This window comes from Mangrovicoccus sp. HB161399 (assembly GCF_013184745.1).
GTDB lineage: Bacteria > Pseudomonadota > Alphaproteobacteria > Rhodobacterales > Rhodobacteraceae > Mangrovicoccus.
On sequence record NZ_JAATVU010000041.1, the window covers coordinates 31716 to 50350 of the forward strand.

The window sequence follows — 18635 nt, forward strand, 5'->3', positions numbered from 1 at the left end:
GGAAAATTGGCCGCAACGCATTGGAAAGGCGTCATTTCCGGGGCTGTTGCACTTCCTGCGGCTTTCCTTTGTTCCGCGCCCCTGCCTGCGCTTTGCTGCGGCGGACGCTCTGCATGCCATGGCATCCGGAGCCCGCGACCACCAGAGGGAGGGCCAGCGTGAGCCAGATCGAGACCTTCTACGATGTCATGCGGCGGCAGGGGATCACCCGGCGCAGCTTCATGAAATACTGCTCGCTGACGGCGGCGGCTTTGGGGCTCGCGCCCTCCTTCGTGCCGAAGATCGCCCATGCGATGGAGACCAAGCCGCGCACCCCGGTGATCTGGGTCCATGGCCTCGAATGCACCTGCTGCTCGGAGTCGTTCATCCGCTCGGCGCATCCGCTGGCCAAGGACGTCGTCCTGTCGATGATCTCGCTCGACTATGACGACACGCTGATGGCGGCGGCGGGCCACCAGGCCGAGGCCGCGCTGCAGGAGACGATCGAGAAGTACAAGGGCAACTACATCCTCGCGGTCGAGGGCAACCCGCCCCTGAACGAGGACGGCATGTTCTGCATCGTCGGCGGCAAGCCCTTCGTCGAGCAGCTGCGCCATGCCGCCAAGGACGCCAAGGCGATCATCAGCTGGGGCGCCTGCGCCTCCTACGGCTGCGTGCAGGCGGCGAAGCCGAACCCGACCCGCGCCACGCCGGTCCACAAGGTCATCACCGACAAGCCGATCATCAAGGTGCCGGGCTGCCCGCCAATCGCCGAGGTGATGACCGGCGTGATCACCTACATGCTGACCTTCGACCGCCTGCCCGAGCTCGACCGCCAGGGCCGCCCGGCGATGTTCTACGGCCAGCGCATCCACGACAAGTGCTACCGCCGCCCGCATTTCGACGCCGGCCAGTTCGTCGAGCAGTGGGACGACGAGAACGCGCGCAAGGGCTACTGTCTCTACAAGATGGGCTGCAAGGGCCCGACCACCTACAATGCCTGCTCCACCGTGCGCTGGAACGAGGGCGTCAGCTTCCCGATCCAGTCGGGCCATGGCTGCATCGGCTGTTCCGAGGACGGATTCTGGGACCAGGGCACCTTCTATGACCGGGTGACCGACCTGACCCAGTTCGGGGTCGAGTCGAATGCCGACCGCATCGGCGCCACCGCCGCCGGCGTCGTCGGCGCGGGCGTCGCCGCCCATGCCGCGATCTCCGCGCTGAAATCCGCGCAGCGCAAGTCCCAGACCAAGAACGAGGACGCATAAGCCATGGTCGTGCAGACTCCGAACGGCTTCGAGCTGGACAATTCAGGCAAGCGCATCGTCGTGGACCCGGTCACCCGGATCGAGGGCCACATGCGCTGCGAGGTCAATGTCGACGAGAACGGCGTGATCCGCAACGCGGTCTCGACCGGCACCATGTGGCGCGGGCTGGAGGTCATCCTCAAGGGCCGCGATCCGCGCGACGCCTGGGCCTTCACCGAGCGAATCTGCGGCGTTTGCACCGGCACCCACGCGCTGACCTCGGTCCGTTCGGTTGAGGACGCGCTGGGGATCCAGATCCCGGACAACGCCAACTCGATCCGGAACCTGATGCAGCTGGCGCTGCAGATCCACGACCACATCGTGCATTTCTACCACCTGCACGCGCTCGACTGGGTGAACCCGGTGAATGCGCTGCGCGCCGATCCCAAGGCGACCAGCGAGCTGCAGCAGATGGTCAGCCCGTCGCATCCGCTGTCCTCTCCCGGCTATTTCCGCGACGTGCAGAACCGGCTGAAGCAGTTCGTGGAATCGGGCCAGCTCGGCCTGTTCAAGAACGGCTACTGGGACAACCCCGCCTACAAGCTGCCGCCCGAGGCGGACCTGATGGCGACGACCCACTATCTCGAGGCGCTTGACCTGCAGAAGGAGATCGTCAAGGTCCACACCATCTTCGGCGGCAAGAACCCGCATCCGAACTGGCTGGTCGGCGGCGTGCCCTGTCCGATCAACGTGCATTCCACGGGCGCGGTCGGCGCGATCAACATGGAACGGCTGAACCTGGTCCAGTCGATCATCCAGCAGGGCCTGGAATTCAACCGCAACGTCTACATCCCGGACGTCATCGCCATCGGCGGCTTCTACCGCAACTGGCTCTATGGCGGCGGGCTCAGCTCGCAGGCTTGCCTGGCCTATGGCGACATCCCCGAGCACCCGAACGATTTCAGCCCCGAGCAGCTGCACCTGCCGCGCGGCGCTATCATCAGCGGCAACCTGAACGAGGTGCATGACGTCGATCCGCGCGATCCCGAGCAGGTCCAGGAATTCGTCGACCACAGCTGGTACACCTATGGCGAGCCGGGCAAGGGGCTGCATCCCTGGGATGGCGTCACCGAGGCGAAATACGAGCTGGGGCCGAATGCCAAGGGCACGCGGACCAATATCGAGGAGCTCGACGAGGCCGCGAAATATTCCTGGATCAAGGCGCCGCGCTGGAAGGGCCACGCGATGGAGGTGGGCCCGCTCGCCCGCTACATCGTCGGCTATGCCAAGGGGCACGAGGACATCAAGTCCCAGGTCGACGGGCTCCTGCGCACCATGGACCTGCCCTTCGAGGCGGTGTTCTCCACGCTGGGCCGGACCGCGGCACGGGCGCTGGAATCCGAGTACTGCTCGCGCCTGCAGCAGCATTTCATGGACAAGCTCATCGCCAACATCAGGAACGGCGACGAGAGCACGGCGAATGTCGAGAAATGGGATCCGTCCACCTGGCCGAAGGAAGCCAAGGGCGTCGGCATGACCGAGGCGCCCCGCGGCGCGCTCGGCCACTGGATCAAGATCAAGGACGGCCGGATCGAGAACTACCAGTGCGTGGTGCCGACGACCTGGAACGGCTCGCCGCGCGACACGGCCGGGAATATCGGCGCCTTCGAGGCCAGCCTGATGAACACGCCGATGGAGCGCCCCGAGGAGCCGGTCGAGATCCTGCGCACGCTGCACAGCTTCGATCCGTGCCTCGCCTGTTCCACCCATGTCATGTCGCCCGAGGGCGAGGAGATGGCCACCGTCAAGGTCCGCTGAGGGAGGAGACCAAGATGAAGACCGTTCTGACTATCCTGCTTGCCCTGGTTCCGGCGGCCGTCCTGGCCCATCCGGGCCACGGGGCGGAACCGGGCAGCCACTGGCTGTCCCAGCCGGACCACCTGGCCGCGACCGTCCTCGCCGCCTTCGCGGCGGGGGAGGTCCTGCGCCGGATCGTCCGCCGGAGGGAGCGGCGCGATGCGTGACGATGCCGATCACGGCCCCGCCGGGGCAAGGATCGCCGGGGATGCGACCGCGGCCGATCTGGAGTCGCTGCGCAAGCACAGCTCGGTCTATGTCTACGAGGCGCCGGTGCGGATCTGGCACTGGGTCAACGCCGCCTGCATCATGGTGCTGATCTTCACCGGCTGGTTCATCGGCTCGCCGCCGCCCTCGATGCAGATCGCCGAGGCGACGCACCAGTTCGTCTTCGGCTACATCCGCTTCGCCCATTTCGCGGCGGGGCAGATCCTGGCCATAGGCTTCCTCGGGCGGATCTACTGGGCCTTCGTCGGCAACCACCATGCGCGGCAGCTCTTCGTCCTGCCGGTCTGGAGCGCGCATTGGTGGAAGGAAATCCTGTTCGAGCTGCGCTGGTACCTGTTCCTGGAAAGGGAGCCGAAGAAATACGTCGGCCACAACCCGCTGGCTCAGACGGCGATGTTCTTCTTCATGACGCTGGGGCTGAGCTTCATGATCGTCACCGGCTTCGCGCTCTATTCCGAGGGGCTGGGGCAGGGCAGCTGGATGTCGTTCTTCTTCGGCTGGGTGCTGACCTGGGGCGGCAACAGCCAGATCATCCACTCGCTGCACCACCTCGGCATGTGGGCGATCGTGGTCTTCATGATCATCCACATCTACGCGGCGATCCGCGAGGACATCATGTCCCGCCAGTCCATGGTCTCGACCATGATCTCGGGGACGCGGACCTTCAAGGACGACCGCCGCGGGTGACAACCGCATTGGCATCCGGGCAGTGAATCGAAAGGGGAGCGTGCAAGCCGCTCCCCTTTCTGCTTTCCACGTGACCGGTATTGAGAAATAGTGGAAAGAAAGTTTCCATTCGGCTGGCCGCGCGAGAACCTGCTTCCTGGAGAAACCATTTATATTTCAGAACATTAAGTTTTCCGGGGCCGGGGGAAGTGGAAACTTATATTGCGCAGCCCCCGGCGATAGCTTTCCGGAACGTGCCAGATGGCAAGCGGCTTGCCGCCTTGCCGCAAGCTTGGGAGGGCTCCGCACATGACGAGGGTACTGGTCCTTGGGATCGGCAACGTGCTCTGGGCCGACGAGGGCTTCGGGGTGCGCTGCGTCGAGCGGCTCTGCGAGCGCTGGCGCTTCGGCCCGGAGGTGACGGTGCTCGACGGCGGCACGCAGGGGCTCTACCTGCTGCCCTTCCTCGAGGAGGCAGATATCCTCGTGGTCTTCGATGCGGTGGATTACGGGCTGGAGCCCGGCATGCTGAAGATCGTCGAGGATGCAGAGGTGCCGCAATTCATGGGCGCCAAGAAGATGAGTCTGCACCAGACCGGTTTCCAGGAGGTGATCTCCACCGCGACGCTGATGGGCTACTGCCCGGGACGCCTGATCCTGATCGGCTGCCAGCCCGAGGAGCTGGAGGATTACGGCGGCGGGCTGCGCGCCCCGGTGGCCGCGCAGATCGATCCGGCCATCTGCATCGCGCTGGAGATGCTGGCGCGCGAGGGCGTCTGCGCCGAGCCGGGGCCAGGCGACACTTCGATGCTTGCCGACCGCGCCATCCTGCGCAGCGCCTACGAGGAGGGCCGGCCCTCCGAGGACGAGGCCTGCCGCACCGGCGACGACCGCTTCTTTCCGGCGGAGGGCTGATCCATGTGCCTTGGCGTCCCGATGCAGATCCTCGAATGCGACGGCATTGCCGCCCGCGCCACCGACGGCCGCGACGAAGAGCTGATCGACCTGTCGCTCACCGGCTGGGTCGCGCCGGGCACCTGGGTGCTGACCTTCCTCGGCGCCGCGCGCGAGGTGATTTCCGAGGCGGAAGCCCTGAAGATCTCCGACGCGCTCGACGGGTTGCGCAGCCTGATGTCGGGCGGCGGCCTGGGCTCTGCCTTCGCCGATCTCGAAGCGCGCGAGCCGCAGCTCCCCCCCCATCTGCAGGCCGCGCATGCCGCTGGCCGGAAAACCGCCTGAGGACGCCATGATCCATCCGCTGATCGACCGCCTGACCACCGAGTTCCGCTGGCCGCGCCTCGAAACCCCCGAAGATGTCGCTGCCTACACCTCCGGCCCCGGCTGGCACGTTGTCTTCGTGCCGGGCGATCCCAAGCGCAACCTGGAGAGTGCCGACGTGGCGGTGATCCTCCCCGAGCTGCACATGGTCTTCCAGCGCGCCTTCGACTGCGCCGTGGCCTCGGATGCGGTGGAAAGCGCGCTGCGCCAGGACACCGGGGTGCTGAAGGCCCCCAGCCTGCTGTTCTGGCGCGACGGCTCCTTCGTCTCGGGCATCGCCAAGGTGCGCGACTGGGACGACTACATCCGCCGCATCCAGTCCATCCTGTCCCAGCCAGCCGCCGCGTGAGGTAAGCCATGGTCTCGAATTTCCACATGCCGCCGATCGGCTTCGGCCCGGGATCGCAGCCCGCCGCCGAGGACGGGCAGGAACTGGCCTACATGGAACTGCCGCAGAACATGCGGTCCTATTCCATGCATGTTCCGGATGCGCCCGAGGAAGACGTTTCCGCCGCGCTGGAGCTTCTGGGCAGGATCGCCGATGCCGCCGGCCTGGTGGCGATCGACGGCGGCAAGGCACGCTTCGACCTGTCGCGGCTCGACCCGGCCGGCCGCCGCCTGATGGCCGAGACGCTGGGCCATGGCGAAGTCGCGATGCGGCTCCATGGCGTGCCGGCCATGGCGGTGCAGGAAAGCGTCTTCGCCGGCGTCTGGGCGCTGAAGGGCGAGGGCCTGGATTGCGTCGAGGTCGGCGCCGTGCCCGCCGCCGCGCAGGACCGCGCCTTCGCGCCGCGCCGCGCTGCCACGGGGCCGAAGACGCCGCTGGCGCCGGGCGTGGTCAATGCGCCGCCGCTTGCCGTGGAGCTCTTCGACCGCTCGGCATGCTGGACGCCGGGGACCGGGCTGCATGTCGTCAACCTGACGCTGCTGCCGCATACCGAGGAGGACCTCGCCTGGCTCGATGCCGCGCTGGGGCTGGGCTCGTCCGAGATCCTGTCGCGCGGCTACGGCAACTGCCGGATCACCGCGACCGGCCTGCCGCAGGTCTGGCGCGTGCAGTTCTACAACTCGATGGACACGCTGATCCTCGACACGTTCGAAGTCACCGCCATGCCCGAGACCGCCATCGCCGCGCCCGAGGATCTGGCCGACAGCGCGCGCCGCATCCGCGACGTGATCGAGGCGATCCGATGAGCGGCTTCGAGGGCTCCTACCTGGGAGCGAACGACAAGATCAGCCCGCTGGCGATCATGGAATGCAAGATCTGCTGGACCCCCTACGATCCGGCCGAGGGCGACGACACGCGGCAGGTGCTGGAGGGCACGCCCTTCATGGCGCTGCCCGAGGACTGGTCCTGCCCGAATTGCGGCGCGCCGAAGGAGCAGTTCATCGTCCAGGAAGACCCCGGCGCCGAGGCCGTGCTGGAGGCGCAGCGCCTGGCGCCGCTGATGCAGCGGCTTGAGGACGAGTTCAGCGAGATCTGGCATGGCAAGATGCGCGACGTGCCGATGGTCAACAAGCTCCTGCGGGTCGAGGCCGTGGGCTTCCGATATTGCGACGGCCGTCCTCTCGGCGTGCTGATCTCGCCCTGGTTCATGAACCTGGTGCTGCTGCCAGCCGAGGGCGAGGACTGGTCCGGTCTGGCGGCGGGCGAGAAGGAGGTCATCTCTTTCCCTTCGGGCGAGTACGAATTCATCCACAACACCCGCGGGATCCTCGGCGGCTACAAAGCCTGCTCGCTGTTTTCGCCGATGGGGGACTTCCCCAGCCATGCCCATGCCGTCGAGGTCGCCCGCGCGGTGATGGTCGCGCTCTTCCAGGAGGAGCACCGCGCCGAAACCGACCGCAGCGCCGAGATCCGTGCCGCCCGCGAGGCCGAGCTGGCCGCGACCGAGGCGCCGGACCTGCCCGGGGAGCCGACGCGCCGCCGGGTGATCACCGCCGGACTGGGAGAGTGACCATGTCCGCGGCAGCCCTCGGCTTCGAGACCCCGGCGCCCCTGCCGGTGGACCGGCTCCTGACCGGGAAACCGGTGGAGGAGGCGGCCGAGCTGCTGCCGCGGATCTTCTCGCTCTGCCGCGCCTCTCAGCGGATCGCCATCCGCCTGGCGCTGGACCTGCCCGTGAGCGCAGGCGACCTAGAGGCGCTGTCCCGTGACATCGCCCGCGACCACGCGCTGCATCTGGGGGTGATCCTGCCGCGGGCGCTCGGCCTGCCGGTGCATCCCGACCCGATGGGGCTGGCCGGCGCGCTTCAACTATTCGTCAGGAACTGTCCGGAATTCGGGGATTTCCTGGCCGGTTCCTGCCCGGTTTCCGTCATCCTGAGGGAAATTTCCCTCAGGTTTCCGGAAGGCGCCGCAGCAGCAGGGGAACTGCCCTTGCCCTCGGCGGCCGGAATGACCACCTCTGGCCGACTTGAGAATACCGTGGCTGCGCAGCACCTCTCCTCCCCGCTGATGCGCCACGTTTCCGCCCGCTACGGGCGGGGTCCGCTCTGGCGCGTGCTGGCGCGTGTGCTCGCTCTCTCCTCCCCTTTGCCTGCACATGTCCGGCCGCGTCAGGGCGTGGCCATCGTGCCCGCGTCGCGCGGGCTCTATGCCGTCGAGGCCGCCCATGAGGCCGGCCGCGTGACCCGGTTCCGGCGCTGGACGCCGACCGACCACCTGCTGGCGCCCGGCGGCATCCTGGAGCGGTCGCTTGCCACCTGTCCGCCGGGGCAGGAGCAGGTCTTGCTCGCCGTGCTCGACCCGTGCCAGCCTGTGACCCTCAAGGAGGAAATCCATGCATGAGATGTCGCTCTGCGAAGGCATCTGCAACGTGATCGAGGAACAGGCCCGAATCCATGCGATCGGCCATGTGCGCCGCGTCCGGGTGGAACTGGGCAAGTTCGCCGGCGTCGAGAAGCCCGCGCTGGAATTCGCCTTCGAGGTGGTGATGCGCGGCACCGTCGCCGAGGGCGCGGTGCTGGAGATGATCGACCTGCCTGGCAAGGCGATGTGCTTCGACTGCATGATCGAAGTGGAGATCGCGGACCGCCTGGATCCCTGCCCGCGCTGCGGCGGGGGCAAGCTGATGCCGGTCGGCGGGGACGAAATGCGGATCAAGGATCTGGAGGTAGCCTGATGTGCACGGTTTGCGGATGCGGGGACGCCACGGTCGAGGGCCATCACGATCATGGCCACGGGCATCGCCATCATCATGATCACGGCCATGGCGACCTGCATTTCGGCGAAGGCGCCGCCGGCGTGGCCGTCGCGGGCATGACGCAGGAGCGGATCATCGAGGTCGAGACCTCGATCCTCGCCAAGAACGACGGCTATGCCGCGGTGAACCGCGCGTTCTTCGCCGGGCGCGGCGTGCTTGCGCTGAATCTCGTCTCCTCGCCGGGCTCGGGCAAGACGACGCTGCTCTGCAAGACCATCGAGGCGCTGGGGGACCAGCCGCTGGCGGTGATCGAGGGCGACCAGCAGACCGCCAACGATGCCGAGCGCATCCGCGCCACCGGCGCGCAGGCGGTGCAGGTCAATACCGGCAAGGGCTGCCACCTGGACGGCCACATGGTCGGCCATGCGCTGGAGCACCTGAAGCTGAAGCCGGGCAGCCTGCTTTTCATCGAGAATGTCGGCAATCTGGTCTGCCCGGCGGCCTTCGATCTGGGCGAGGATGCCAAGGTGGCGATCCTCTCGGTGACCGAGGGCGAGGACAAGCCGCTGAAATATCCCGACATGTTCACCGCTGCGCGGCTCGCCGTCCTGAACAAGACCGACCTTGCCCCGCATTGCGACGTCGATCTCGGCCTCTACGAGGAGAACCTGCGCCGGGTGAATCCGGGGATCGAGGTCCTGCGGGTCTCGGCGCGCACCGGCGAGGGCATGGCGGGTTGGCTGGGCTGGCTGCGGGAACGCCTTGCCGAGAAGGCGGAGCTGGCGGGATGACCAGCCTGCCCACCATCCTGCTTGTCGATGACGAGGACCACGCGCTGCATTCGATGCGGATGGCGCTGGAGGACGAGTTCGACTGCTTCACCGCGCCCAACGCCGCCGAGGCGATGAAGGTGATGGAGGAGCAGTTCGTCCAGGTCATCCTCTGTGACCAGCGGATGCCGGGCCAGACCGGGGTCGAGTTCCTCTCGGAGGTGCGCGACCGCTGGCCGGACGTGATCCGCATCATCATCACCGGCTATACCGAGACCGCCGACATGATCGCCGCGATCAACGAGGCCGGGATCTACCAGATCGTCACCAAGCCCTGGCATCCCGACCAGCTGATCATGGTGGCAAAGAACGCCGCGCAGCTGTTCCGGCTGAACCGCGAGCACGAGCAGCTTTCGCTGGAAATGCGCTATCTCAGCCGCTCGGTGGAAACCAAGCTCGAGGAACAGCGCAAGGCGCTGCGCGAAGGGCTGGGCTTCGAGAAGGTGCTGCGCGGCCCGGACAGTCCGATGAACGCGGTGGTGGAGCAGGCGAGGCAATTCGCCAGCTTCGACGTTCCGGTGCTGATCGCGGGCGAGCCGGGGACCGGCAAGGCGGCACTGGCCCGTGCCATGCATTACGCCTCGCTGAGATCGGACCGGCCCTGCCACGAGATCACGCTGGTCGGCGTCGAGGACGACCTTCTGGAGCTGGAGCTGTTCGGCGCGCGCCGCGGGGCGCTGCCGGGGCTGCAGGTCAACAAGATCGGCCTGATCCAGAAGGCCGAGCGCGGGACGCTGATCCTCAACGGCGTCGAGAGCCTGAGCCCCTTGATGCAGCTGAAGCTACTGCCGGTCGCGCTCAACCAGCAGTTCCGCCCGATCGGTGCGGCGGAGATGCAGCGCTGCGACGTGCGGCTGATCGCGTGCAGCCACCGCGACCTGCGGGCCGCCGTCGGCGAGGGGGAGTTCCGCGAGGATCTGTATTACGCGCTGGCAGCGGCCTCGCTGTCGGTGCCGCCGCTCCGTTCGCGGCTGAAGGATCTGGGCATGCTGGCTCATGAGGCGCTGTTCGACGCGGCCTCGCGGCACGGCAAGATCGTGCACGGGCTGTCGGATGACGCGCTGGCCTTCCTCGGAAACCATGACTGGCCCGGCAACCTGCGCGAGCTGGAAAACGAGATGCTGCGGATGCTGATCTTCAGCCAGGACACGGTGCTGGGTCCCGAGCTGATCTCGCGCCATATCCTGCAGGCGACGCCGTCGCGGGAGGGCTCGGATCCGTCGTTCGACCGGGTGCTGGCCGGGACCGGCACGCTGAAGGACCGGGTCGAGGAAATCGAGATGCGCATCCTGCGCGAGACGCTGACCCGGCTGAAATGGAACAAGAGCCGTGCGGCGGCCGAGCTGGGCCTGTCGCGCGTGGGCCTCAGGGCGAAGATCGAGCGCTATGGCATCCCGGAACCGAACCGGGTCGAGGAGGACTGAGAGATGTGCCTTGGAATTCCCGGCCGGATCGTCGCGGTGACCGACGAAGCGCGACAGATGGCGATGGCCGAAGTCTCGGGCGTGCGCCGCGAGGTCAATGTCGCCTGCGTGGCGAGCGGTCCGCTGGAGACGCTGGTGGGCCGCTGGGCGCTGATCCATGTCGGTTTTGCCATGGCGCTGATCGACGAGGACGAGGCCGCCGCGACGCTGGAGGCGCTGCGCGAGCTCGGCGAGGCGCAGGAAGCGCTGGAGGCGATGGCGGCCGGCGACGCGGCGCTGGGGGAACGCGCATGAGATACATGGACGAATTCCGCGACCCGAAGGCGGCCAAGGCAGTTCTGGCGAAGATCGCGGAGGTCGTGGTCCAGATCGGCGCGACGGCGGAAAAGCCCCTGCACATCATGGAAATCTGCGGCGGGCACACGCATGCGATCTTCCGCTACGGGCTCGACAAGCTGACCCATCCCGGAATCGAGTTCATCCACGGCCCCGGCTGCCCGGTCTGCGTGCTGCCGCGCGCCCGGGTCGACGACTGCATCGCCATTGCGGAACGGCCCGAGGTGATCTTCACTACCTTCGGCGACGCGATGCGGGTGCCGGGGACGGAGAAATCGCTGATCCAGGCGAAGGCGGAGGGCGCGGATATCCGCATGGTCTATTCGCCGCTCGACGCGCTGGAACTGGCGCGGAGGAACCCGGATCGCGAAGTGGTGTTCTTCGGGCTGGGCTTCGAGACCACGGCGCCTTCGACCGCGCTGTCGATACAGCAGGCGGCGCGCGAAGGGCTGGGGAATTTCTCGGTCTTCTGCAACCACATCACCGTTCCGCCGCCCCTGCGCGCCTTGCTGTCGGACCCCGACATGCTGCTCGACGGCTTCGTCGGGCCCGGCCATGTCAGCATGGTGATCGGCATCCATCCCTACGACTTCATCGCCCATGACTTCGGCAAGCCGATCGTCGTCGCCGGGTTCGAACCCCTGGACCTGCTTCAGTCCGTGCTGATGGTGGTCGAGCAGATCCGCGACGGCCGCACCGAAGTGGAAAACCAGTATGCCCGCGTCGTGCCCGAGCATGGCAACCCGGTCAGCCTTGCGGCGATCGACGATGTCTACGAGATGCGGCCGAGCTTCGAATGGCGGGGCCTCGGCGAGATCGACGAAAGCGGGCTGCGCATCCGGGCGGCCTATCGCGGCTACGACGCCGAAGCGAAATTCGGCATCGGCTACGGTGCGGCGTCCCGCGTGGTCGAGGAGCCCGGGGGCTGTGCCTGCGGCCAGGTGATGACGGGGCGGCTGAAGCCCACGGCCTGTCCGCATTTCGGCAAGGGCTGCACGCCGGAGATGCCCTTGGGCGCGCTGATGGTGTCGAGCGAGGGCGCCTGCGCGGCCTATTACCAGTACGGAGGCGCGCGGGCGGCGGCAGAATAGGGGAGGGGGCATGCCCCCTCCCCGGATCCCTCCCCCGGCCCAGCGGCAGAGGAAGAAAGCAATGCCCAAGGATACAGCCTTTCTCGGCGAGCGCGTCACGCTGGCCCATGGCGGCGGCGGCAAGGCGATGCGCGACCTGATCGAGAGCGTCTTCACGTCCGTCTTCGAGCCGATGGGCATGGAGGACCAGGCGCGCCTGACCTGCGCGGCGCTGCAGGCCCCCGGCGCGCGGCTGGCCTTCACCACCGACAGTTTCGTGGTCGATCCGGTGGAATTTCCGGGCGGCGACATCGGCAGGATCGCGGTCTGCGGCACGGTGAACGACCTGGCCGTCGGCGGGGCGCAGCCCCTGTGGCTGTCCGCGGCCTTCATCATCGAGGAGGGCACGGAGATCGCGTTGCTGCGCCGGATCGTGGCTTCGATGGCGGCAGAGGCGGAGAAGGCAGGGGTGCGGATCGTCACCGGCGACACCAAGGTGGTCGGGCGCGGCTCTGCGGACAAGGTGTTCGTCACCACGTCGGGCGTCGGCGTCATCCCGCCGGGGCGCGAGCTGGCGGCGGAGCGGATCCGTCCGGGCGATGTCGCCATCGTCAACGGCGTGCTCGGCGATCACGGCGCGGCGATTCTGGCGGCGCGGGGCGAGATGATGCTGTCCGCGGATATCGTCTCGGATTGCCGGGGGCTTGGCCATCTGATGGAGGCAGTGCTGCAGGTTGCCGACGTGCGCGCGGCGCGCGACGCGACCCGGGGCGGGCTGGCCTCGGCGCTGAACGAACTGGCAGCGGCTGCCGGCGTCGGCATCGAGATCGGCGAGACCGGCCTGCCGCTGCGCCCGGAGGTGAAGGGCATGTGCGAGATCCTCGGGCTCGATCCCCTGTATCTCGCCAATGAAGGGACGCTGGTGCTGTTCGTGCCGGAGGCGCAGGCCGGGGCGGCGCTGGCCGCGATGCGCGCGACGGAAGCGGGACAGGGCGCGGCGGTCATCGGCAGTGCGGTCGAGGGCGGCCCCGGCCGGGTGACGATGCGCACCCTCTTCGGCGGCGCGCGCATCGTCGACATGCTGGTCGGCGAACAGCTGCCCCGGATCTGCTGAGGCGCCTGCCCGATCCAAAGGCATTTGCCGAAAATCCGGGCCGGAATCCGCGCCCGCGCGGTTTGGACCGCTTGTCCCGGCGGCGGAACGGGGCCATCAAAATGGAACGGTCCGCGCAGACGGTCCGCGGCCGGAGCAGGTGATGCAGGCAATCAAGGACGAACTCGACAGGCGCGCGATCCAGATCATGCGCGACAACGACCGGGGCGGCTACACGATACCGACCCATGGTCTCTATCCCTATCAATGGAACTGGGACAGCGCCTTCGCCGCGCTCGGCTTTGCCGCCTTCGATCCGGCGCGGGCCTGGCGGGAGCTGGAGATCCTCTATTCCGGCCAGTGGATGGACGGGATGGTGCCGCATATCCTGTTCCACCGCCCCGATCCCGGCTATTTCCCCGGTCCCGATGTCTGGCAGTGCCGCGGGCCGCTGCCGTCGTCGGGGATCACCCAGCCGCCGGTGTCGCTGAGCTTCGCGCGGCGGCTCTACGAGGCGAACCCGGCGATGGGAGCGGTGCCGGTGCGGATGCTCTTCGATCCGATGCGCCGCTGGGTGCAGTGGTTCATGGCCTGGCGCCAGCACGAGGGCGCGATCTGCATCGCCCATCCCTGGGAATCCGGACGCGACAATGCCGCCGACTGGGACAAGGCGATGGCGGCGATCGACCCGCATGACGTCGGCCATTACGTGCGTCGCGACCTCGACCATGTCCATGCCGCGATGCGCCCGACCAAGGACGATTACGACCGCTATATCTGGCTGGTGCAGCGCGGCCGGCGGCTGGGCTGGCACGCGCCCAGCATGGCGGTGGACCAGCCCTTCTTCGTCGCCGATCCGACCATGACCTTCACGCTGATGCGCGGCGTGCGCGACCTGATCTGGCTGGGCGAGCAGCAGGGGCTGCCGACGGCGAGCCTGTGGAACGACCTGCAGATGCTGGAGCAGGGCGCGGAGACGCTGTGGAACCCGGAGATCGGCGCCTACGACTCGAAGAACGCGCTGGACGGCGCATTCTCCGGGACGCTGTCGAATGCGTCCTTTCTCGCCTGGTATGGCGGGATCGACCGGCCGGACCTGGCCGAGACGCTGATGCAGGTGCTGCGGCCCTTGCCCTATGGCGTGCCGAGCCTCGCGCTGCAGGACGAGCGCTTCGATCCCAAGCGGTACTGGCGCGGGCCGGTCTGGGGCGTGCTCAACATGCTGGTCGGCATGGGGCTGGAGGATTTCGGCTATCCGCAGGGTCCGGCGCTCCGGCAGATGACCGGGCGGCTGATCGCCAGCCATGGGTTCGCCGAGTATTTCGATCCGCGCGACGGCGCGCCAGCGGGCGGCGGCTCCTTCACCTGGACTGCCGCGGTCTGGCTGGCCTGGGCCGGGGTGGACGTGCAGCTGGCCTGAACGTCAGGGATCCAGGAAGCCGGCGATCCGCGCCGCCAGCCCGGCATGGTCGTTTTCCATGTGATGCCCGCCCGGCAAGGTGGCCTTTTCCAAGGTCGGGCCAGAGGCATGCGGACAGGCGCTGGCCTTGTCGGCGTCGCCATGGAGGCAGAGCACGCGGATCTGCGGCGGCAGCGCATCGAGCGCGGCGACCACGTCGGAGCTGCCGGTCTGCCTGCCGAGCCAGCCGCCGATCACGATCTCGAACCCGGTGCGTTCCTCGGGCGACAGCAGGATGACGCCGTCCAGCCGCCGGGCCAGATCGGGCGGCAGGTGGGGCAGGGCGAAGGGCAGGACGCTCGCTCCCATCGAAAAGCCGATGAGCACCACCCGGTCGCGGCCCAGCCGTCCGGCGGCCGCGCGGTCGAGCCGGGCGAGATCGGCAGCGATTCCTTCGGGGGTCTTTGCCGTCCAGAGGTATTTCAGCGACGAGATGCCCAGCACCGGCATGCCGTCCCCGGCCAGCAGGTCGGAGATCCTGTCGTCGAATCGCGCCCAGCCGCCGTCGCCGGAAAGGAATATCGCGTACCGGCTGCCGCCCTTGCCCGGCGGGGCGGGATGCAGGGTGACGGGCAGGTCGGTGGCGATGCCGCCGTTGCCGCCTGCGTCATAGGCATGGTCCATGCCCGCGAGCGCCAGATATGCGGGGATCAGCGGATCGGGATCCTGCTCTGTCGGCTCGTAGCGGCGGGTGCCGGGAATGCCGTCGCCGTAGGAGGCCGCCCCTGCCGGTCCGGCCAGATGCCAGCGCACCGGTGCCTTTGCGCCGGCTGCGGTCGCGCCGCAGCCGACGGGCGGGGCCGCGGCCAGCGTGACCAGCCCCTTGACCCGGTCGGGATGGCGCCGCGCGAGCTCGTGCGCCGACCCGGCTGCCGCGCCGAAGCCGATTACGACCGGCGCGCGCGGCAGCGCCCCGGCCTCGGACTGCCGCGCGGCGGCGGCATCGAGAATCGCTGCGAATTCCGCGCCGCAATCGGCGCTGGTCCCGGGCGGAGGCAATTCCGCCGCAAGCACCAGCGCATGCATCCGTGCCAGCGGCGCGAGGCGGGGCAGTGCAGCCTCCGACCCGCCGGGCGGCAGCAGCACCAGCGCGGTGGACCGGGCGGGAGCGTCCTCGGACGGAAGCACCGTGAAGTCCGGCTCGGCCATCGCGGCCAGGCTCCAGAAAACGGGACACAGGAGCAGCGCGGCGCGCCGCAGCGCCGCTTTCGGATCGCGCATCGGGGCCGGCCTCCTCCGTCCGGCCATGTCCGGATAGCGCCCAGATCCTGCCATAAGGTGAAGCCGGACGGCTCCGCGGGGCTTTCTGCCCTGCGGCGTGGCTGCATTTGAATCCCGTCCCGCTTTCGGCCAATGTCCCGCCAGAAACTGGAGATGCGCATGTTCACGGACGCAAACCGGCCGGCTACCGGCGCAGCGGGCGAGGGCCCGGGACCGGCCCATGGCTGACATCATCCTGCGGGTTGACGGCGCGGCGGGGCGGATCACGCTGAACCGACCGGACAAGCTGAATGCGCTGACCCATGCCATGTGCCTCGAGATCGAACGCGCGCTCGACGACTGGAGCCGCGACGACGGCGTGGCGCTGGTGCTGATCGATGCCGAGGGCGACAAGGCCTTCTCTGCCGGGGGCGACCTGCGCTTCATGCACGACGCGGCCAGGGCGGGCGACTTTGCCGCCCCGCGCAATTTCTGGCGCGACGAATACCGGCTGAACCTGAAGATTGCCGAATATCCCAAGCCGGTGGTCAGCCTGATGCAGGGCTTCACCATGGGCGGCGGCGTCGGCATTGGCTGCCATGCCTCGCACCGGGTTGTCTGCGAAACCTCGCGGCTGGCCATGCCGGAATGCTCGATCGGGCTGATCCCGGATGTCGGCGGCACATGGCTGCTGTCCCAGGCGCCGGGCCATCTGGGCGAATTCCTGGCGCTGGCCGCCGAGCGGATGGGACCGGGCGACGCGGTCCTTGCCGGCTTTGCCGATCACTACCTGCCGCGGGAGCGCTGGCCGGACCTGGTGAAGAAGCTGTCCAAGGGCACGGTCTCGGCGGTGGCCGACCTGGCGGAGCCCGCGCCGCAGAGCAGCCTCGCCGAGGACCGTGGCTGGATCGACAGCGCCTTCGCGCTCGGCGGCACCGGCCGCATCCTGGAGGCGCTGGACGAGATGGAGTTCGACGCCCCGCGCAAGGCGGCGGCCGCGATCCGTCGCAATGCGCCGCTGTCGATGGCGGCTTCGCTGGCGATGATCCGCAACCTGCGCAGCGGCGGCGGACTGGCCCTGGCGCTGGCCCAGGAATTCCGATTCGGCTACCGCGCGCTGACCCTCGGCGATCTGGTGGAGGGCATCCGCGCCCGCATCATCGACCGCGACGAGTCGCCGGCCTGGCGGCACGGCGCGCCGGGCGAGGTGCCGCCGGCCGATGTCGCGGAAATGCTCGCGCCGCTCGGCGAGGAAGAGCTGAAGCTGGGCCGGGTCTACTGAAGGAAGAAAGCGGGCAGCGGCCCGCGGAAGGAACGGAAGACGCCATGGAGCATGTGGTCGTGATCGGGGCGGGCCAGGCCGGGTTCAGCCTGACATCGAAGCTCAGGAACGAGGGGTTCGCAGGCAGGATCACGCTGATCGGCGACGAGCCCGAGCCGCCCTACCAGCGGCCGCCGCTGTCGAAGAAGTACCTGCTGGGCGAGATGGAGAAGGAACGGCTCTATTTCCGCCCGCGCTCCTTCTACGAGGAGCAGGGCATCGCGCTGAAGCTCGGTGCGCCGGTGACCGCGATCGACCCGGCCGCGCGCACGGTGGCGCTGGAGGGCGAGAATATCGGCTGGGACGTGCTGGCGATCTGCACCGGTGCCGACCCGGTCCGCGTGCCGGCGGAGCAGGGCGGCAATCTCGGCGGCGTCTATGCAATCCGCAAGCTGGCCGACATCGATGCCTGCGAAGGCGAATTCGTCCCGGGCCGGCGGCTGGTGGTGATCGGCGGCGGCTATGTCGGGCTGGAAGCTGCTGCGGTGGCGCGCTCGAAGGGGCTGGAGGTCGTGCTGCTGCAGCGTTCGGACCGCATCCTGCGGCGGGTGGCGTCAGAAGAGACCGCGGCCTATATCCATGCGCTGCACGAAAGCCGCGGCGTGGAGATCCGCGTGAACGCGCCGATCGCCCGGCTGACCGGCACGGACCGGGTCGACGGCGTCGAGCTGGCCGACGGCACCCATCTTCCGGCGGATTTCGTGATCGCCGGAATCGGCGCGAATTGCGTCCCGCATCTGGCCGTCGCGGCGGGGCTGTCGGTTGCCGGCGGCATCCTGGTCGACGAATTCGGGCGGAGCTCGGCGCCGGGCATCTGGGCGGCCGGGGATTGCGCCGAATTTTCCTTCCGCGGGGCGCCGACCCTGCTGGAGAGCGTGCAGAACGCCGTCGACCAGGCGGAGACCGTGGCGCGCAACATTCTCGGGGCGCAGGCGCCCTATGTTCCGGCGCCGTGGTTCTGGTCGGACCAGTACGACCTGGCGCTGCAGATCGCGGGGCTCAGCCGCGGCCATGACCGCGTGGTGCTCCGTCCGGGCGTGCGCGAGGGCTCGCAGTCGCACTGGTACTACAAGGGCGGAACGCTTCTGGCGTGCGATGCGATGAACGATCCGCGCGCCTACATGACCGCAAAGCGGCTGCTCGAGGCAGGCAAGAGCCCCGATCCGGCGCTGGTGGCGGACGGGTCGCTGGAGCTGAAGAGCTTCCTGCGCTGAACTCGCCTTCCCTCGTCTTCCTGCGCGACGGGCCCTGGGTCATCTAGCTCGGGGTCTTTTTCCACATTTGGTGTCTTCTTCATTTTTCTGTACATATTTTGTGTTTGTTCTGATCTTTCCGTTGGGTCACGGGATTTTTTTGGGGTTTTGTGCGAGAATCGAGTTGCGGGGGTCGGGGGGTTTCTCTAGAAGGCCCTTCACCGACGGGGCGGCGACGCACCGGGGCGCTTGAGGGTCTGCGGATGCAGTCCGGAGGGCGGACAGATCAGGAAGGTGTTGCGATCAGG

20 protein-coding genes are annotated in these 18635 nt (G+C 68.2%); 19 read left to right on the forward strand and 1 reads right to left on the reverse strand.

The features are described 5' to 3' along the window. The first annotated feature begins 158 nt into the window (after nucleotides 1-158). From HCC78_RS20310 to HCC78_RS20390, 17 genes are all read left to right on the forward strand, one after another. Nucleotides 159-1247, forward strand: a complete 1089-nt coding sequence (locus tag HCC78_RS20310) for a hydrogenase small subunit (RefSeq protein ID WP_172330625.1) — start codon at nucleotides 159-161, stop codon at nucleotides 1245-1247. Nucleotides 1248-1250: 3 nt separating this feature from the next. Then, the gene (locus HCC78_RS20315; protein ID WP_172330626.1) at nucleotides 1251-3044 is read left to right on the forward strand and encodes a nickel-dependent hydrogenase large subunit; all 1794 of its coding nucleotides are present in this window, start codon (nucleotides 1251-1253) and stop codon (nucleotides 3042-3044) included. A gap of 14 nt (nucleotides 3045-3058) precedes the next feature. Next, nucleotides 3059-3250, forward strand: coding sequence for a DUF6732 family protein (locus tag HCC78_RS20320; RefSeq protein WP_172330627.1), 192 nt, complete (start codon nucleotides 3059-3061; stop codon nucleotides 3248-3250). Continuing rightward, entirely contained in the window at nucleotides 3243-3998 is a 756-nt protein-coding gene (gene cybH, locus HCC78_RS20325) for a Ni/Fe-hydrogenase, b-type cytochrome subunit (RefSeq protein WP_172330628.1), read from the forward strand. The genes HCC78_RS20320 and cybH overlap by 8 nt, the downstream gene beginning before the upstream one ends. A gap of 288 nt (nucleotides 3999-4286) precedes the next feature. Next, entirely contained in the window at nucleotides 4287-4892 is a 606-nt protein-coding gene (locus tag HCC78_RS20330) for a HyaD/HybD family hydrogenase maturation endopeptidase (RefSeq protein WP_172330629.1), read from the forward strand. A 3-nt stretch (nucleotides 4893-4895) separates the two neighbouring features. Then, nucleotides 4896-5216 (forward strand): HypC/HybG/HupF family hydrogenase formation chaperone, encoded by a 321-nt coding sequence (locus HCC78_RS20335; RefSeq protein WP_172330630.1) that lies wholly within the window; start codon nucleotides 4896-4898, stop codon nucleotides 5214-5216. A 7-nt stretch (nucleotides 5217-5223) separates the two neighbouring features. Further along, nucleotides 5224-5604, forward strand: a complete 381-nt coding sequence (locus tag HCC78_RS20340) for a hydrogenase accessory protein (RefSeq protein ID WP_172330631.1) — start codon at nucleotides 5224-5226, stop codon at nucleotides 5602-5604. Nucleotides 5605-5612: 8 nt separating this feature from the next. Continuing rightward, complete coding sequence (locus tag HCC78_RS20345) at nucleotides 5613-6449, forward strand: hydrogenase expression/formation protein (protein WP_172330632.1); 837 nt, start codon at nucleotides 5613-5615, stop codon at nucleotides 6447-6449. Continuing rightward, complete coding sequence (gene hybE / locus HCC78_RS20350; RefSeq protein ID WP_172330633.1) at nucleotides 6446-7213, forward strand: [NiFe]-hydrogenase assembly chaperone HybE; 768 nt, start codon at nucleotides 6446-6448, stop codon at nucleotides 7211-7213. Before HCC78_RS20345 ends, hybE begins: the two co-directional genes overlap by 4 nt. A 2-nt stretch (nucleotides 7214-7215) precedes the next feature. Next, entirely contained in the window at nucleotides 7216-8046 is an 831-nt protein-coding gene (locus tag HCC78_RS20355; protein ID WP_172330634.1) for a HupK protein, read from the forward strand. Continuing rightward, nucleotides 8039-8380 (forward strand): hydrogenase maturation nickel metallochaperone HypA, encoded by a 342-nt coding sequence (hypA, locus tag HCC78_RS20360; protein WP_172330635.1) that lies wholly within the window; start codon nucleotides 8039-8041, stop codon nucleotides 8378-8380. Before HCC78_RS20355 ends, hypA begins: the two co-directional genes overlap by 8 nt. Further along, nucleotides 8380-9192: a hydrogenase nickel incorporation protein HypB gene (gene hypB / locus HCC78_RS20365; protein ID WP_172330636.1), complete on the forward strand. Its 813-nt coding sequence runs from the start codon at nucleotides 8380-8382 to the stop codon at nucleotides 9190-9192. The genes hypA and hypB overlap by 1 nt, the downstream gene beginning before the upstream one ends. Further along, nucleotides 9189-10655 carry a sigma-54 dependent transcriptional regulator gene (locus tag HCC78_RS20370; protein WP_172330637.1) on the forward strand — a complete coding sequence of 489 codons (1467 nt, stop codon included), beginning with the start codon at nucleotides 9189-9191 and terminating at the stop codon, nucleotides 10653-10655. The genes hypB and HCC78_RS20370 overlap by 4 nt, the downstream gene beginning before the upstream one ends. Nucleotides 10656-10658: 3 nt before the next feature. Next, nucleotides 10659-10949 carry a HypC/HybG/HupF family hydrogenase formation chaperone gene (hypC, locus tag HCC78_RS20375; RefSeq protein WP_172330638.1) on the forward strand — a complete coding sequence of 97 codons (291 nt, stop codon included), beginning with the start codon at nucleotides 10659-10661 and terminating at the stop codon, nucleotides 10947-10949. Then, a complete protein-coding gene (hypD, locus tag HCC78_RS20380) occupies nucleotides 10946-12082 on the forward strand; it encodes a hydrogenase formation protein HypD (protein ID WP_172330639.1) in 1137 nt (378 codons plus the stop codon). The genes hypC and hypD overlap by 4 nt, the downstream gene beginning before the upstream one ends. Nucleotides 12083-12143: 61 nt before the next feature. Next, on the forward strand, nucleotides 12144-13175 hold the full coding sequence (gene hypE / locus HCC78_RS20385) for a hydrogenase expression/formation protein HypE (RefSeq protein ID WP_172330640.1): 1032 nt from the start codon (nucleotides 12144-12146) through the stop codon (nucleotides 13173-13175). Between the two features lie 142 nt (nucleotides 13176-13317). After that, complete coding sequence (locus HCC78_RS20390) at nucleotides 13318-14574, forward strand: hypothetical protein (RefSeq protein WP_172330641.1); 1257 nt, start codon at nucleotides 13318-13320, stop codon at nucleotides 14572-14574. A gap of 3 nt (nucleotides 14575-14577) precedes the next feature. Here the strand turns inward: HCC78_RS20390 and HCC78_RS20395 are convergent, their stop codons facing one another. After that, nucleotides 14578-15834 carry an AcvB/VirJ family lysyl-phosphatidylglycerol hydrolase gene (locus HCC78_RS20395; RefSeq protein WP_172330642.1) on the reverse strand — a complete coding sequence of 419 codons (1257 nt, stop codon included), beginning with the start codon at nucleotides 15832-15834 and terminating at the stop codon, nucleotides 14578-14580. Nucleotides 15835-16054: 220 nt separating this feature from the next. On the opposite strand from HCC78_RS20395, the gene HCC78_RS20400 reads away from it, so the two are divergent. Together HCC78_RS20400 and HCC78_RS20405 are read left to right on the forward strand one after the other, a co-directional pair. Next, nucleotides 16055-17095, forward strand: a complete 1041-nt coding sequence (locus HCC78_RS20400; protein ID WP_172330643.1) for an enoyl-CoA hydratase/isomerase family protein — start codon at nucleotides 16055-16057, stop codon at nucleotides 17093-17095. Between the two features lie 44 nt (nucleotides 17096-17139). Further along, nucleotides 17140-18348, forward strand: a complete 1209-nt coding sequence (locus HCC78_RS20405) for an NAD(P)/FAD-dependent oxidoreductase (RefSeq protein WP_172330644.1) — start codon at nucleotides 17140-17142, stop codon at nucleotides 18346-18348. Nucleotides 18349-18635 lie beyond the last annotated feature (287 nt).

Coding starts and splice junctions, on each gene's coding strand:
- HCC78_RS20315 (WP_172330626.1), top strand. CDS start 1,251: ATGGTCGTGCAGACTCCGAACGGCTTCGAGCTGGACAATTCAGGCAAG.
- HCC78_RS20320 (WP_172330627.1), top strand. CDS start 3,059: ATGAAGACCGTTCTGACTATCCTGCTTGCCCTGGTTCCGGCGGCCGTC.
- cybH (WP_172330628.1), top strand. CDS start 3,243: ATGCGTGACGATGCCGATCACGGCCCCGCCGGGGCAAGGATCGCCGGG.
- HCC78_RS20330 (WP_172330629.1), top strand. CDS start 4,287: ATGACGAGGGTACTGGTCCTTGGGATCGGCAACGTGCTCTGGGCCGAC.
- HCC78_RS20335 (WP_172330630.1), top strand. CDS start 4,896: ATGTGCCTTGGCGTCCCGATGCAGATCCTCGAATGCGACGGCATTGCC.
- HCC78_RS20340 (WP_172330631.1), top strand. CDS start 5,224: ATGATCCATCCGCTGATCGACCGCCTGACCACCGAGTTCCGCTGGCCG.
- HCC78_RS20345 (WP_172330632.1), top strand. CDS start 5,613: ATGGTCTCGAATTTCCACATGCCGCCGATCGGCTTCGGCCCGGGATCG.
- hybE (WP_172330633.1), top strand. CDS start 6,446: ATGAGCGGCTTCGAGGGCTCCTACCTGGGAGCGAACGACAAGATCAGC.
- HCC78_RS20355 (WP_172330634.1), top strand. CDS start 7,216: ATGTCCGCGGCAGCCCTCGGCTTCGAGACCCCGGCGCCCCTGCCGGTG.
- hypA (WP_172330635.1), top strand. CDS start 8,039: ATGCATGAGATGTCGCTCTGCGAAGGCATCTGCAACGTGATCGAGGAA.
- hypB (WP_172330636.1), top strand. CDS start 8,380: ATGTGCACGGTTTGCGGATGCGGGGACGCCACGGTCGAGGGCCATCAC.
- HCC78_RS20370 (WP_172330637.1), top strand. CDS start 9,189: ATGACCAGCCTGCCCACCATCCTGCTTGTCGATGACGAGGACCACGCG.
- hypC (WP_172330638.1), top strand. CDS start 10,659: ATGTGCCTTGGAATTCCCGGCCGGATCGTCGCGGTGACCGACGAAGCG.
- hypD (WP_172330639.1), top strand. CDS start 10,946: ATGAGATACATGGACGAATTCCGCGACCCGAAGGCGGCCAAGGCAGTT.
- hypE (WP_172330640.1), top strand. CDS start 12,144: ATGCCCAAGGATACAGCCTTTCTCGGCGAGCGCGTCACGCTGGCCCAT.
- HCC78_RS20390 (WP_172330641.1), top strand. CDS start 13,318: ATGCAGGCAATCAAGGACGAACTCGACAGGCGCGCGATCCAGATCATG.
- HCC78_RS20395 (WP_172330642.1), bottom strand. CDS start 15,834: ATGCGCGATCCGAAAGCGGCGCTGCGGCGCGCCGCGCTGCTCCTGTGT.
- HCC78_RS20400 (WP_172330643.1), top strand. CDS start 16,055: ATGGCTGACATCATCCTGCGGGTTGACGGCGCGGCGGGGCGGATCACG.
- HCC78_RS20405 (WP_172330644.1), top strand. CDS start 17,140: ATGGAGCATGTGGTCGTGATCGGGGCGGGCCAGGCCGGGTTCAGCCTG.